Genomic DNA, 13,542 nt, shown 5'->3' with positions numbered 1-13,542 from the left:
TGTCGGCCCGGGCCGACCGGCGGCGCGGTCAGTCCCGCACCACCACCTTGGTGCCGACCCGGACCCGGTCGTAGAGATCGACCACGTCCTTGTTGGTCATGCGGATGCAGCCCGAGGACACCGCGGCGCCCATCGTCTCGGGCTCGTTCGAGCCGTGGATCCGGTAGAGCGACGAGCCGAGATAGAGGGCGCGGGCGCCCAGCGGGTTGTCCTGGCCGCCGGCCATGAAGCGCGGCAGGTCCGGGCGGCGGGCCAGCATCTGCTGCGGCGGACGCCAGGCCGGCCATTCCTTCTTCATCGTCACCGTCTTGGTGCCGGACCAGGAGAAGCCCTGCCGGCCGACGCCGACGCCGTAGCGGATCGCCTCGCTGTTCCCGAGGATGTAGTAGAGCCGGCGCTGGCGGGTGGAGATCACGATGGTGCCGGGCTTCTCGGTGCTGTTCCAGCCGATCGTCTCGCGCGGGATCGCCTGGCTGCGGAAGACGTTCAGGAAATCCGCGAGCGGGCCGCTATCGATCGGGCCGGCGGAGGCGGGCGCGCTCCCCAGCAGGGCGCCTGCGAGCGCGAGCATCGCGATCCGTCTCGACATGGTCTGTCATCCTCTCACTTTGGCCGGTCGCTTGGCCGGTCACTTGGCCGGTTTCTGCCGACGGCGTCGGCCGTCGCGGCCGGGCCGCGATCCCTGGGGCGAACCGGCCCGGACTTCGCGGCGAGGTTGAGGCCGGCCGGGGGGAGGGGGCATTTCCGGGCGTGAATGTGTGGTGGGCGCAACACTCTGCTCCCGGCGTGGAGCTGGGGTTTGGCGAACGGACCCTGCACCAGCCAGAACCACGCGCCGCTCGAAGAGCCCTTCGCAAAACGCCTGCTGCACCGTCGGGGCTCGAAGACGGGATCCCGGCCATCGCGCGTGGCGTGCAGAAGTCTCCGTATCGCGGGTCGCGTCCCCAGATGGGGCGGCGGATTTTAGCGCGGCGGGCAACGTTCCGCAGAGAGCGGATCCCGCCGCCTTTCCGAAAGATCTCCGGCCGCCTCGGCCCACATCGCAGCCTGGGTCTCGTCAAGAGTATGCGGTGGGCGCCCAACGATTTCATGCCACCTTGACGGATGTGACAGGCCCGCGTCTGATGGTGTCCTGACGAGATCCGGGAATCACGCAAGATTATAGGGCGCATCGATCAAGTCAAAATGGCCCGGACAATTCGTTCTCGGTCGGGCGGGGTGTACTATAGGGGCTGGGCGATGCGGAGGCGTCTCATGAAAATCGCATCCTGCGCCCGGATTCTATTTGTCGTATGCTCCTCGATCGTTGTTCCGACCTTCGTGACGGCGCGGACCGATGGCCGTCGCTCCTGGTGTGACGCCATGAAGGAGTCGAGCGCGAGTGCCCCTCGCACCAGTGTCGACCTCGGGTGGAGCGGAAGCGACTCCATCGACATCGGAATCCCGGCCCGGGTTCAATATCGGCCGGGTCCGAAAGCTGAAGCGACAGTGACCGGCAACGCAGATCTCGCGAGCCATGTGCGCCTGCGCGATGGCCAGCTCGAATGGGATAGCAAAGACTACGAGGACTGCTATCCCACCGACCTTGTCGTCCATCTCGTCGGCCCCCCGGTTGCGGAGTGGACCATCCACGGCACCGCGCACCTCGACCTGAACAACATCAGGCAGGATGTCTTGAAAATCACGAGGCACGGCATCGGACGGATCACCGCGGACGGCGACGTCAGAGAAACCTGGCTTCGGGCCTCGGGCAGGGGAAGCGCGGATCTCGGTCGACTTGAGACGCAGCGCGCGACGATCCGTATCTCAGGGAGCGGTGAGGTCGACGTGGCGCCACGCGAGGACGCTGACATTTCAATATCAGGGCGCGCAGTCTTAAGAATTCACGGGAACGGTGCCAAGCTTCACATTCAATCTCACGGCCGGGCCCAAGCCATACAGGTTCAGTGACGCGACCTGTCCGTTGGGATGGACGAATAAGTTTATGCCGATCGTCCCGGGCGCGATGCCCCGGACGACATGCTCGGGGATCGGCCGCCGCGTGGTCACCCGAGGTGCCGGTCGGCGGGAATCGCCGCCGTGGCGGGGATGGTCACCCGCGCCCCGTCGGCCTCGGCAAGTTCCACGATGCGGGTCTGCATACCCGGAGCGACGTACACGACCGTACCCCCGGCGCCGGCCGGCATCGGGTCGCCGTCATCCGGCATCGCCTCGTCGAGCCGCACGACGCGATCGAGATCCCGGATTGCGGGCTCGGCGCGTCGCGCCGCGTAAAGCGTCGCGACCGACAACCCTGTGCCGTGGCCTGCGCGCCCCGCACGTCCGCAAGCCATCAGCCCGGCGCGACGCCGTGGGTGATTGCGCCGGGGGACGGCCATGCTTATCTCGAGACCGTGATCCGATCCGTCGCCCTTCTGGCCCGCCGCGTCGCGGGCCCGCCGGACCGCCTCGTCCGGAGCCTCGCCGTGCTGGCGATGCTCGTCGTCGCGGCGGCTGCGCTGATGGCCGCGCCCGGCCGGCCCGGGCCGCCCCCGTGGCGGGCCCGGCCTGCTGGGTGACGAGCCAGGCCGTGGCCGTGCTGTCGGATGCGCGCGGGGTGGAGACGCGCAAGATCGAGACGCGTAAGGCCGGCTCCGAGGCCCGCCGGGCGCTGTTCGACGGCACCGACCTGTGTCCGGCCGATCTCGAGGTCGTCGGCGAACTCGGGCTCCCGCGCCGCCCCGTGGAAGCGCCCCGGCCGCGTCACGTCTCCGCCGCATCCTACGGTTATGCCCCGGCCGTCGCGCCGGCGTCCGGACCGGACGAAGCCCTGCACCGGCCGCCCCGGGCGGCCTGATCCGCGCCGCCGGTTCCGCCGGCCAGGCGCCCGATCTGCGCCCTAGCGGCGCGAGGCCCTCGTGCCGGATCCGGCGTGGCGGGCCAAACTCTCGATCGTGCAGCATCGTCCGTCCGGAAGCCGGAAAACCCCTTTCGGGGGAATGCGCGATCCGCCTCGACGAGGCGCGGCCCTTTCAGCGCCGCGCCGGCCTCTGCAGACGCATGTTATTCCAGGAGCGTCGGAACCCGTGACCCGCACTTCGTCCGCCCAATTCCCGTCCCCCGTCCGGCGCGCCACGCCGCGCGTGACCGTCCTGGGGGCGTCCGCCCTGCTGGCGCTCGGCCTCGCGGCCTGCAACCCGAGGCAGGTGGCCGCGCCGACGCCGCCGGTGCCGGAGGTCGGCTTCGTCACGGTGACCCCGCAGGCGATCCCCTACCTGCGCGACCTGCCCGGGCGGGTGGCGCCGATGCGGATCGCCGAGGTGCGGTCGCGGGTCTCCGGCCTCGTGGTCAAGCGCCTGTTCGAGCAGGGCAGCCAGGTCAAGGAAGGCGACATCCTCTACAAGATCGACCCGGCCCCGTTCGAGGTCGAGCTGGCGAGCGCGGAGGCCGTGCTGGCCCGCCACGAGGCCGCCCTGGTGCTGGCCCGGCAGCAGGCCGACCGGCTCGAGACCCTGCTGACCCGGGCCACCGCCAGCCAGGCCCAGTACGACGCCGCCTTCGCGGGCAAGAAGCAGGCGGAAGCCGAGGTCGCCGGCGCCAAGGCGGCCCGGGACCGGGCGCAGCTCAACCTGGGCTGGACCGACGTGCGCGCCCCGATCACCGGCCGGATCGGCCGGGCGCTGCTCACCGAGGGAACCCTGATCGAGCCGGGCTCGACGGGAGCGCTCGCCACGATCCAGCAGCTCGACCCGATCTACGTCGACATCACCCAGTCGGTGGGCGAACTGAACCGCCTGCGCCGGGATCTGGCCAGCGGCGAGCTCGCCCGGCTGGAGGACAACACCGCCAACGTCCACCTGATCATGGACGACAACTCCCTCTACCCGCTGGCCGGCCGCCTGCTGTTCTCGGACGTCACCGCCGATCCGAGCACCGGCCAGGTGACCCTGCGGGTGCAGTTCCCCAACCCGCACGACGAGCTGTTTCCGGGCATGTACGTCCGCGCCCGGATCAAGCAGGGCATCGATTCCGACGCCATCGCGGTGCCCCAGCAGGCCATCCAGCGCACCGAGGACGGCCGCGCCGAGGTCTGGCTGGTCCGGGCCGACGACACGGTGATGCGCCAGCCGGTCGAGGTCGGGCCGGTGGTCGGGCAGAACTGGCTGATCCGGGACGGGCTCAAGGCCGGCGAGCGGGTGATCGTCGACGGCGTCCAGAAGATCACCGCGGGCGTGAAGGTGAAGCCCCTGGACCAGACCCCGCTCCACGGCGAGGAGAGCCCGAAGCACGACGCCGACGAAGCCCCCGACGCGGCCGGCGACCAGAAGCCAAGTGATCAGAAATCAAGTGACCAGAAGCCAAGTGACCAGAAGCTTGGCGACCAGAAGCTTGGCGACCAGAAGCTTGGCGACCAGAAGCTTGGCGACCAGAAGCTTGGCGACCAGAAGCCCGGGGATAAGGCGCAGGTCGCCCCGCGCGCGGCCGCGGTCAACCGCCACTGAGCCCGGGAGACCTCGACCATGGCACGCTTCTTCATCGACCGCCCGGTCTTCGCCTGGGTGGTGGCCCTGTTCATCTGCCTGGGCGGCGCCCTGGCGATCCCGAACCTGCCGATCGCGCAGTACCCGGTGATCGCCCCGCCGCAGATCGCCCTGTCCACGGCCTATCCCGGCGCCTCGGTGGACAGCCTCTACGTCGGCACGACCCGGCTCATCGAGGATGAGCTGAACGGCGCGGCCGACATCATGAACTTCGAGTCGACCACCGACTCGTTCGGCTCGGTCAACATCACCGCGACCTTCCTGCCCGGCACCGACCCGGCGCTCGCCTCCGTGGAGGTGCAGAACCGGTTGAAGCGCGTGGAGGCCCGCCTGCCGGCGGAAGTCCGCCAGCAGGGCATCCTGGTGGAGGAGGCCTCGGCCGCGACCCTCAACATCATCACCCTGATCTCCAAGGACGGGTCGATGGACGAGGTGGGCCTCGGCGACTTCCTGATCCGCAACGTCATCAACGAGATCCGGCGCATTCCCGGGGTCGGGCGCGCCACGCTCTACTCCACCGAGCGCTCGCTCCGGGTCTGGGTCGATCCGGACAAGCTGCGCGGCCTGTCGCTGAGCGCCGAGGACGTGACCGAGGCGATCCGCAACCAGAACATCCAGGTCGCCTCCGGCTCGGTCGGCGCCCAGCCGAGCCCGACCAAGCAGGCGGTCACGGTGCCGATCATCGTGAAGGGCCAGCTCGGCACCATCGAGGATTTCGGCGCGATCGTGCTGCGGGCCAACTCGGACGGCTCGAACGTGCGCCTGCGCGACGTCGCCCGGATCGAGCTCGGCGGCGACGCCTACCAGTTCTCGACCCGGCTCAACGGCGGCCCGGCCGCCGGCATCTCGGTGACGCTGGCCCCCGACGGCAACGCGCTGGAGACCGCCAAGGCGATCCGCGCCAAGATGGTGGAGCTGTCGCAGTTCTTCCCGCCGGACCTGAAGTGGGACATCCCGTACGACATCACCCCGGCGGTCGAGGCCTCGATCGAGAAGGTGCTGCACACCCTGGTCGAGGCGGTGGTGCTGGTCTTCCTGGTGATGTTCCTGTTCCTGCAGAACATCCGCTACACCCTGATCCCCACCATCGTGGTGCCGATCGCCCTCATGGGCACGGTCACGGTGATGTGGATCTCCGGCTTCTCGGTGAACGTGCTCACCATGTTCGGCATGGTGCTGGCCATCGGCATCCTGGTCGACGACGCCATCGTGGTGGTGGAGAACGTCGAGCGGATCATGAACGAGGAGGGCCTGCCCCCCAAGGAGGCCACCAAGAAGGCCATGGAGCAGATCACCGGGGCGATCATCGGCATCACCCTGGTGCTGATGGCCGTGTTCATCCCGATGGCGTTCTTCCCCGGCTCGGTGGGCATCATCTACCGGCAGTTCTCGATCGCCATGGTCACCTCCATCGCGTTCTCGGCGCTGCTGGCCCTGTCGCTGACGCCGGCCTTGTGCGCGACCTTCCTGAAGCCGGTGGTCAAGGGCCACGGCCACGCCAAGGGCGGCGTGTTCGGGATGTTCAACCGCTTCGTCGACCGCGAGACCGCCCGCTACGGCCGCGGCGTGGCGGGCCTCATCCGCAAGTCCGGCCGGGTGATGCTGGTCTACCTCGCCCTGGTGGCAGGCACGGCCTACGCCTTCGTCAACCTGCCGGAGGGCTTCCTGCCGGTGGAGGACCAGGGCTTCTTCACGGTGGACATCCAGACGCCCCCCGGCGCCTCCTACAACCGCACCCAGGAGGCCAACCGCCGGGTCGAGGAGCACCTGCTGGCGCAACCCGGCGTCGCCACCGTGACCATGCTCAACGGCTTTTCGTTCTCGGGCCAGGCCCCGAGCACCAGCCAGGCCTTCGTGACCCTGAAGCCCTGGAGCGAGCGCGACGCGAAGAACTCGGCCGCCGCCCTGGTGGCCGGGACCAACGCGGCGCTGGCGAACTACCGCGACGCCACCGTGGACGCCCAGGAGCCGCCCCCGGTGGACAACCTCGGCAATGCCGCCGGCTTCTCGTTCCGCCTCCAGGACCGGGCGAACCGCGGCTACGCGGCCCTGCTCTCGGCCCAGGACCAGCTGCTCAAGCTCGCCCAAGGCAGCCCGATCCTGCAGAAGGTGAAGATCGAGGGCCTGCCGCCGACCCCGCAGGCGGAGCTGATCGTCGACCGCGAGAAGGCGGCGGCGCTCGGCGTCAAGTTCGAGGACATCAACGCCACGATCCAGCTCAACCTCGGCTCGGTCTACACCAACGACTTCCCCAACCGGGGCAAGATGCAGCGCGTCTACGTCCAGGCCGAGCAGCTCCAGCGCATGAACGCCTCGGACATCCTCAACTACGCGGTGAAGAACGCCGGCGGCACGATGGTGCCGATGTCGTCCTTCTCGGAGCTGAAATGGGGCATGGGGCCGAGCCAGATCGTCGGCTTCAACGGCTACCAGTCAGTCCGCATCACGGGCGAGCCGAACCCCGGCTACACCTCGGGCGACGCGATCAACGAGATGGAGCGGCTGATGCTGCAGCTGCCCAAGGGTTTCGGCTATGCCTGGACCGGCCAGTCGTTCCAGGAGAAGCAGGCTGGCAGCCAGGCCAGCCTGCTGCTGGCGCTCTCGGTGCTGATCGTGTTCCTGTGCCTGGCCGCGCTCTACGAGAGCTGGGCGATCCCGGTCTCGGTGCTGTTGGTGATCCCGCTCGGCGTGATCGGCGCGGTGGCGGCCGTCTACCTGCGCGGCATGCCCAACGACGTGTACTTCAAGATCGGCCTGATCACGATCATCGGCCTCTCGGCCAAGAACGCGATCCTGATCGTGGAGTTCGCCAAGGACCTCTGGAAGCCCGGAACCTCGGTGATCCAGTCCGCCATCGAGGCCTCGACGCTCCGGTTCCGGCCGATCGTGATGACCTCGCTCGCCTTCATCTTCGGCGTGGTGCCGCTGGCCATCGCCACCGGCGCCGCCTCGAAGAGCCAGCAGGCGATCGGCACCGGCGTGATGGGCGGCATGATCACCGCGACCGTGCTGGCGGTGTTCTTCGTGCCGGTGTTCTTCGTGGTGGTGATGCGCCTGTTCCGGCGCAAGGCCGTGGCCGACGGCGAAAGCGGGGCGCGGGCGAGGCGGCGGCGCAGCGGCTCCCCACCACGCGGCGGCGGCCGAGTAGGGGCGGGATCGGGCGCCTGAACCGCGACGCGTTTTCCCTCCCCTCCGCAGGGGAGGGCCGGCGCATGTCACCTCCGGATCGGCCCTCCCGCGAGCCACGGATCACCGACACCTGACGCGCGCAGCCGTCGGCTTGCACCCGTCGATGTCTGAACACCGTCGACCATCACCCTGCATTTTGTATGCGGATGGTCCGAACCTTGCTGTGGGTGTGTGGCCGGCGCGGTTTGCCCGCGCGCTTCTCTCGGCCTAGGCTCAACCCCTGCGCTGGTGGTGGCGGCCTGCCATCAACTTCCACGGTTTCGGAGATCCGCTTGTCCCGTTCGACCCTGAAGATCCTCGCCCGCGGCGTGGCCGCAGGCGCGGTCGCGACCTTCGCGCTGGCGGCGCTGCCCGCGCAGGCCGCCAACGTGTTCCGCTTCGCGTTCCAGGGCGATCTCAAGTCGCTGGATCCCTACTCCCTCAAGGAGAGCTTCACCGAGGGCATGCAGCAGGCGGCCTACGAGTCGCTGGTCACCCTCGACAAGAACCTGAAATTCGCCCCCGGTCTGGCCGAATCGTGGGAGACGCCGGAGCCGACCCGCTGGCGCTTCCACCTGCGCAAGAACGTCACGTTCCACGACGGCTCGCCGTTCACCGCCGACGACGTGCTCTTCTCCGCCCAGCGCGTCCGGGCCTCGGGCTCGAACTTCACCACGAACGTCCCGGCCGACGCCGAGTTCGTGAAGGTCGACGACCACACCGTCGACATGGTGCTGAAGAAGCCGAACCCCATCGCGCTCGCCCAGTTCCCGACCTGGCTGATCATGTCGAAGAGCTGGTCGGAGAAGAACGGCGCCGCCCAGCCGACCCCGGCCAACGCCACCAGCCCGAGCTACGCCACCCTGCACGAGAACGGCACCGGCCCGTTCGTGATCGCCGAGCACCAGCCCGGCGTGAAGACGGTGTTCAAGAAGTTTCCCGGCTACTGGGGCAAGGTCGAGTCGAACCTCGACGAGGCGGTGCTGACCACGATCGCCAACCCGGCGACCCGCGTCGCCGCGCTGCTCTCGGGCGAGGTCGACTGGATCGATCCCGTGCCGTTGCAGGATCAGCAGCGGGTGAACGCCAGCGGCACCGCCATCGTGATGGCGGGCCCCGAGCTGCGCACCATCTTCCTCGGCATGGATCAGGACCGGGACGAGCTCAAGGATTCGAGCGTCAAGGGCAAGAACCCGTTCAAGGACATCAAGGTGCGTGAGGCGTTCTACCTCGCCATCGACGAGGAGACGATCGCCAAGCGCGTGATGCGCGGGCAGGCCGTGCCCTCCGCCCTGATGATCGCGCCGAGCCTCTACGACCGTGGGGCCGAGTTCAAGCGCCCGGCCACCGACCTCAAGAAGGCCAAGGAGCTGATGGCCCAGGCCGGCTACCCGGACGGGTTCTCGCTGACCATGGATTGCCCCAACGATCGCTACGTCAACGACGAGGCGATCTGCCAGGCGGTGGTCTCGATGCTCGCCCGCATCAACGTCAAGGTGAACCTTAACGCTCAGCCGAAGGCGAAGTACTTCGCCAAGGTGCTGGCCCCGAATTTCGACACCTCGTTCTACCTGCTCGGCTGGACGCCGTCGTCGCTCGACAGCCACAACATCCTCTACGAGATCGTCGGCTGCCGGAAGCCCGGCGACAAGTCGGGACGCGGCAGCTGGAACCTCGCGGGCTACTGCGACCCGAAGATCGATGAGATCGCCGACAAGGTCGAGGGCGAGACCGACAAGACCAAGCGCGACGCCCTGATCAAGGAGGGCTTCGACGTCCTGAGCGCCGACTGGGGCTACATCCCGCTGCACCAGCAGGCCCTGGCCTGGGGCGTCTCCAAGAAGGTCCACCTGACCCAGCGCGCCGACAACCTGCTCCTGCTCTACTGGGTCTCGAAAGATCCCCAGTAGGCGCCGGGCGTGCTCGCCTTCCTGCTGCGCCGGGTGATCCAGGCGGCCGCGGTGCTCGCGGTCGTCGGGCTCATCGCGTTCTCGATGTTCCGGTTCGCGGGCGACCCCGTGAACCAGATCGTCGGGCCCGACACGCCTGCCTCCGAGCGGGCCGAGATCCGCAAGAGCCTCGGCCTCGACGATCCGGTGCTGATGCAGTTCGCCCGCTACGCCGGCGACGTGGTCCGGGGCCGGCTTGGGATCTCGTACCAGTTCCGCCAGCCGGTCTCACAGCTGCTCGCCGAGCGCATGCCGGCGACCCTGGAACTCGCCTTCTGCGCCACGGTGTTCGCGCTCGTGGTCGGCGTCCTGATGGGGGTCTACTGCGCGCTGCGCCGGGACTCCTGGCTCGCCGGGCTGTTCCAGGCGGTCTCGCTGATCGGCATCAGCCTGCCGACCTTCCTGATCGGCATCCTGCTGATCTACCTGTTCTCGGTGACGCTCGGCTGGCTGCCCTCCTACGGGCGCGGCGACACGGTGCGGCTCGGCTGGTGGACCACCGGCTTCCTCACCTGGTCGGGCCTGAAGGCGCTGATCCTGCCGTCCGTCACGCTGGGCCTGTTCCAGATGACGCTGATCATGCGGCTGGTGCGCGCCGAGATGCTGGAGGTGCTGCGCACCGACTACATCCGCTTCGCCCGCGCCCGGGGCCTCTCCACCCGGGCGGTCCACCTGCGCCACGCCCTCAAGAACACCCTCGTGCCGGTGATCACCATCGCGGGGCTGCAGCTCGGCTCGGTCATCGCCTTCTCGATCATCACCGAGACGGTGTTCCAGTGGCCCGGCATGGGCCTGCTGTTCGTCCAGGCCGTGCAGAACGTCGATATCCCGATCATGTCCGCCTACCTGCTGCTCGTCGCGCTGATCTTCGTGACCATCAATCTCGTGGTCGACATCCTCTACACCGTGGTCGACCCGCGCCTGCGGCTGTCGTCCGCGCGGACCGCGTGAGGCCGGCATGAGCGGACGCGACATCGACGCCGGCAACGCGCCGCCGGTCCCGCTGGCGGCGGCCACGCCCGGACGGCTCGCGCGCTGGCGCGATTCCGACCTGGTCGCCAGCTTCCTGCGCTCGAAGACCGCGATCGTGGCGCTGCTCGCCACGGTGCTGATGGTCGGGCTCGCGGTGGCGGCCCCGCTGATCTCGCCCCAGAACCCCTACGACCCGGCCCAGCTCGACCTGATCAACTCCAACCTGCCGCCGATCTGGCAGGCGGACGGCCAGGCGCCGTTCTACCTCGGCACCGACGACCAGGGCCGGGACGTGCTCTCGGCGGTGCTGTACGGCCTGCGCCTGTCGCTGATCGTGGGCGTGCTCGGGGTGATCACCTCCGGCGTGCTCGGCATCGCGCTGGGCTTGGTCGCCGGCTATGCGGGCGGCGCCCTCGACACGCTGATCATGCGGGTCGCCGACGTGCAGCTCACCTTCCCGGCGATCCTGATCGCCCTGGTGGTGGACGGCGTCGCCCGGGCGAGTTTTGGCGGCGCGCTGGATGTCGGGCCGCTGATCGGGCTGATCGTGATCTCGATCGGCCTGTCGTTCTGGGTGCAGTACGCCCGCACGGTGCGCTCCTCCGTGATGGTCGAGAAGGGCAAGGACTACGTCCAGGCCGCCCGGCTGATCGGCCTGACGCCCCCGGTGATCCTGGTCCGCCACGTGCTGCCCAACGTCACCGGGCCGGTCTTCGTCATCGCGACGATCAACCTGGCGCTGGCGATCATCACCGAGGCGACCCTGTCGTTCCTCGGCACCGGCCTGCCCGAGACCATGCCGTCGCTCGGCACCCTGATCCGCACCGGCAACCGGTTCCTGTTCTCCGGCGAATGGTGGATCGTCGCCTTCCCGGGCCTGGCGCTGGCCGGCCTCGTCATCGCCATCAACCTCCTGGGGGATTGGCTGCGCGACGCGCTCAATCCGAAGCTGCAATGACCGAAACCATCCTCTCCGTGCGCGACCTCACGGTCACGTTCGACACGCGGCGCGGGCCGCTCACCGCCATCGACCGGGTCTCGTTCGACATCGGCCGGGGCGAGATCCTGGGGGTCGTCGGCGAATCCGGGGCCGGCAAGTCGGTCACCGGTTCGGCGGTGATCGGGCTGATCGACCGGCCCGGCCGGATCAGCGGCGGCGCGATCACGTTGCGCGGCGCGCGCATCGACAACCTGCCCCCCGAGGCGATGCGGCGGGTGCGGGGCAAGCGGATCGGCATGATCTTCCAGGACCCGCTGACCTCGCTGGACCCGTTGTTCCGGGTCGGCGACCAGATCGTCGAGACCCTGCGGGCCCACACCGACCTCTCCGCCCGGGCGGCCCGCACCCGGGCCATCGACCTGCTCGCCGAGGTCGGCATCCCGGCGCCCGAGCGGCGGATCGACGGCTATCCGCACGAATTCTCGGGCGGCATGCGCCAGCGCGTGGTGATCGCGCTGGCGCTCGCCGCCGAGCCGGAGCTGATCATCGCCGACGAGCCGACCACGGCGCTCGACGTCTCGGTCCAGGCGCAGATCATCACCCTGCTCAAGCGCCTGTGCCGCGAGCACGGCACCGCGGTGATGCTGGTGACCCACGACATGGGCGTGATCGCCGAGGCCGCCGACCGGGTCGCAGTGATGTATGCCGGGCGGGTCGCCGAGATCGGCCCGGTCGCCTCCGTGATCGCAAAGCCGCACCACCCCTACGCGGTCGGCCTGATGGGGGCGATCCCGACCCTGTCGCAGGAGGCCGACCGGCTCAGCCAGATCCCCGGCTCGATGCCGCGGCTCACCGCCATCCCGCAGGGCTGCGCCTTCAACCCGCGCTGCCCGAAGGTGTTTGCCCGCTGCCGCGTCGAGCGGCCGGAGCCGATCCTGGTGGGCGAAAGCCGCGTCGCCTGCCACCTGTACGACGTCACGGAGAAGGCGGCGTGAGCGCCTATGTCGAGGTCACCGACCTGCGCCGCCTGTTCGATGTCTCGAAACCCTGGCTGAACCGGGTGATCGAGCGCGAGCCCCGCCGGTTCCTCACGGCGGTGGACCGGGTCGGCTTCACCATCGCCAAGGGTGAGACCTTCGCGATCGTCGGCGAATCCGGTTCGGGCAAGTCGACCGTGGCCCGGATGGTGGTCGGCCTGCTGCCGCCCTCCGCCGGCGAGGTGCGGATCACCGGGGTCTCGATGACCGATCCCCGGGAGGCGGCGGCGCGGCGGCGGCTGCGCTCGCGCATCCAGATGATCTTCCAGGACCCCTACGCGTCGATGAACCCGCGCTGGCGCGTGGGCAAGATCATCGCGGAGCCGATCCGCGCCTTCAACCTGATCCAGGGGGAGGGGGCGATCCGCGCCCGGGTCGGCGAGCTGCTCGGCCTGGTCGGCCTCCACCCGGACGATTCCAAGAAGTACCCGCACGAATTCTCCGGCGGCCAGCGCCAGCGCGTCGCCATCGCCCGGGCGCTCGCCAGCCAGGCGGAGTTCCTGGTCGGCGACGAGCCGACCTCGGCGCTCGACGTCTCGGTGCAGGCGCAGATCCTCAACCTGATGCGCGACCTGCAGGACCGGCTCGGGCTGACCTACCTGTTCATCTCCCACAACCTCGCCGTGGTCCGCCACATGGCGACCCGGGTGGGGGTGATGTATCTCGGCCGCCTGGTCGAGGTTGCGGCCGCAAAGGATCTGTTCGCGCGGCCCCGCCACCCGTACACGCGGATGCTGCTCGACGCGGTGCCCGACCTCGCCCATGTCGGCCGCGCCCGGGTGCCGGTCTCCGGCGAGATCCCGAACCCGATCGACCCGCCCCCCGGCTGCACCTTCAACCCCCGCTGCCCGCTCGCCAACGACCGCTGCCGCACCGAGGTCCCGGCCCTGCTGGACGGCGTCGCCTGCCACGCCGTGCAGGAGGAGGGCGGGCCTGAAGGCCGGCGCGGGCGGGGT

General features: G+C 69.4%; 11 protein-coding genes and 1 pseudogene. 10 read left to right on the top strand and 2 right to left on the bottom strand.

Annotated features, from left to right (window positions below):
- Nucleotides 1-28: 28 nt before the first annotated feature.
- Nucleotides 29-589, bottom strand: coding sequence for a L,D-transpeptidase (locus FVA80_RS22045; RefSeq protein WP_147854512.1), 561 nt, complete (start codon nucleotides 587-589; stop codon nucleotides 29-31).
- A gap of 665 nt (nucleotides 590-1,254) precedes the next feature.
- Here FVA80_RS22045 and FVA80_RS22040 point away from each other — a divergent pair.
- A complete protein-coding gene (locus FVA80_RS22040) occupies nucleotides 1,255-1,950 on the top strand; it encodes a DUF2807 domain-containing protein (protein WP_187193467.1) in 696 nt (231 codons plus the stop codon).
- Between the two features lie 95 nt (nucleotides 1,951-2,045).
- Here the strand turns inward: FVA80_RS22040 and FVA80_RS22035 are convergent, their stop codons facing one another.
- Nucleotides 2,046-2,378: a hypothetical protein gene (locus FVA80_RS22035; RefSeq protein ID WP_210249473.1), complete on the bottom strand. Its 333-nt coding sequence runs from the start codon at nucleotides 2,376-2,378 to the stop codon at nucleotides 2,046-2,048.
- Nucleotides 2,379-2,393: 15 nt separating this feature from the next.
- On the opposite strand from FVA80_RS22035, the gene FVA80_RS31525 reads away from it, so the two are divergent.
- From FVA80_RS31525 to FVA80_RS21995, 9 genes and pseudogenes are all read left to right on the top strand, one after another.
- The gene (locus FVA80_RS31525; protein WP_246692080.1) at nucleotides 2,394-2,558 is read left to right on the top strand and encodes a hypothetical protein; all 165 of its coding nucleotides are present in this window, start codon (nucleotides 2,394-2,396) and stop codon (nucleotides 2,556-2,558) included.
- Nucleotides 2,559-2,569: 11 nt separating this feature from the next.
- Nucleotides 2,570-2,836, top strand: a complete 267-nt coding sequence (locus FVA80_RS31520; protein ID WP_246692079.1) for a hypothetical protein — start codon at nucleotides 2,570-2,572, stop codon at nucleotides 2,834-2,836.
- Between the two features lie 286 nt (nucleotides 2,837-3,122).
- Nucleotides 3,123-4,481 carry an efflux RND transporter periplasmic adaptor subunit gene (locus FVA80_RS22025; protein ID WP_246692446.1) on the top strand — a complete coding sequence of 453 codons (1,359 nt, stop codon included), beginning with the start codon at nucleotides 3,123-3,125 and terminating at the stop codon, nucleotides 4,479-4,481.
- A gap of 18 nt (nucleotides 4,482-4,499) precedes the next feature.
- Nucleotides 4,500-7,688: a multidrug efflux RND transporter permease subunit gene (locus tag FVA80_RS22020; RefSeq protein ID WP_246692078.1), complete on the top strand. Its 3,189-nt coding sequence runs from the start codon at nucleotides 4,500-4,502 to the stop codon at nucleotides 7,686-7,688.
- 293 nt (nucleotides 7,689-7,981) lie between these two features.
- The gene (locus tag FVA80_RS22015) at nucleotides 7,982-9,598 is read left to right on the top strand and encodes an ABC transporter substrate-binding protein (protein ID WP_147910354.1); all 1,617 of its coding nucleotides are present in this window, start codon (nucleotides 7,982-7,984) and stop codon (nucleotides 9,596-9,598) included.
- 9 nt (nucleotides 9,599-9,607) lie between these two features.
- The gene (locus tag FVA80_RS22010; protein WP_147910353.1) at nucleotides 9,608-10,588 is read left to right on the top strand and encodes an ABC transporter permease; all 981 of its coding nucleotides are present in this window, start codon (nucleotides 9,608-9,610) and stop codon (nucleotides 10,586-10,588) included.
- Between the two features lie 7 nt (nucleotides 10,589-10,595).
- Nucleotides 10,596-11,567: an ABC transporter permease gene (locus FVA80_RS22005; protein ID WP_147910352.1), complete on the top strand. Its 972-nt coding sequence runs from the start codon at nucleotides 10,596-10,598 to the stop codon at nucleotides 11,565-11,567.
- Entirely contained in the window at nucleotides 11,564-12,544 is a 981-nt protein-coding gene (locus FVA80_RS22000; protein WP_147910351.1) for an ABC transporter ATP-binding protein, read from the top strand. Before FVA80_RS22005 ends, FVA80_RS22000 begins: the two co-directional genes overlap by 4 nt.
- Nucleotides 12,541-13,503 (top strand): annotated as a pseudogene (locus FVA80_RS21995) (oligopeptide/dipeptide ABC transporter ATP-binding protein); the annotation flags it as partial. The gene FVA80_RS22000 and the pseudogene FVA80_RS21995, both read left to right, overlap by 4 nt.
- Between the last annotated feature and the right edge of the window lie 39 nt (nucleotides 13,504-13,542).

This window comes from Methylobacterium sp. WL1 (assembly GCF_008000895.1).
In the GTDB taxonomy this organism is placed as follows: domain Bacteria; phylum Pseudomonadota; class Alphaproteobacteria; order Rhizobiales; family Beijerinckiaceae; genus Methylobacterium.
The sequence above is the reverse complement of the archived record's forward strand: the minus strand, read 5'-3'. Positions and strand labels throughout refer to the sequence as shown.

What these genes read in the sequence shown, in the direction of transcription:
- FVA80_RS22045 (WP_147854512.1), bottom strand. Translation starts at nt 589, where the DNA reads ATGTCGAGACGGATCGCGATGCTCGCGCTCGCAGGCGCCCTGCTGGGG.
- FVA80_RS22040 (WP_187193467.1), top strand. Translation starts at nt 1,255, where the DNA reads ATGAAAATCGCATCCTGCGCCCGGATTCTATTTGTCGTATGCTCCTCG.
- FVA80_RS22035 (WP_210249473.1), bottom strand. Translation starts at nt 2,378, where the DNA reads ATGGCCGTCCCCCGGCGCAATCACCCACGGCGTCGCGCCGGGCTGATG.
- FVA80_RS22020 (WP_246692078.1), top strand. Translation starts at nt 4,500, where the DNA reads ATGGCACGCTTCTTCATCGACCGCCCGGTCTTCGCCTGGGTGGTGGCC.
- FVA80_RS22005 (WP_147910352.1), top strand. Translation starts at nt 10,596, where the DNA reads ATGAGCGGACGCGACATCGACGCCGGCAACGCGCCGCCGGTCCCGCTG.
- FVA80_RS22000 (WP_147910351.1), top strand. Translation starts at nt 11,564, where the DNA reads ATGACCGAAACCATCCTCTCCGTGCGCGACCTCACGGTCACGTTCGAC.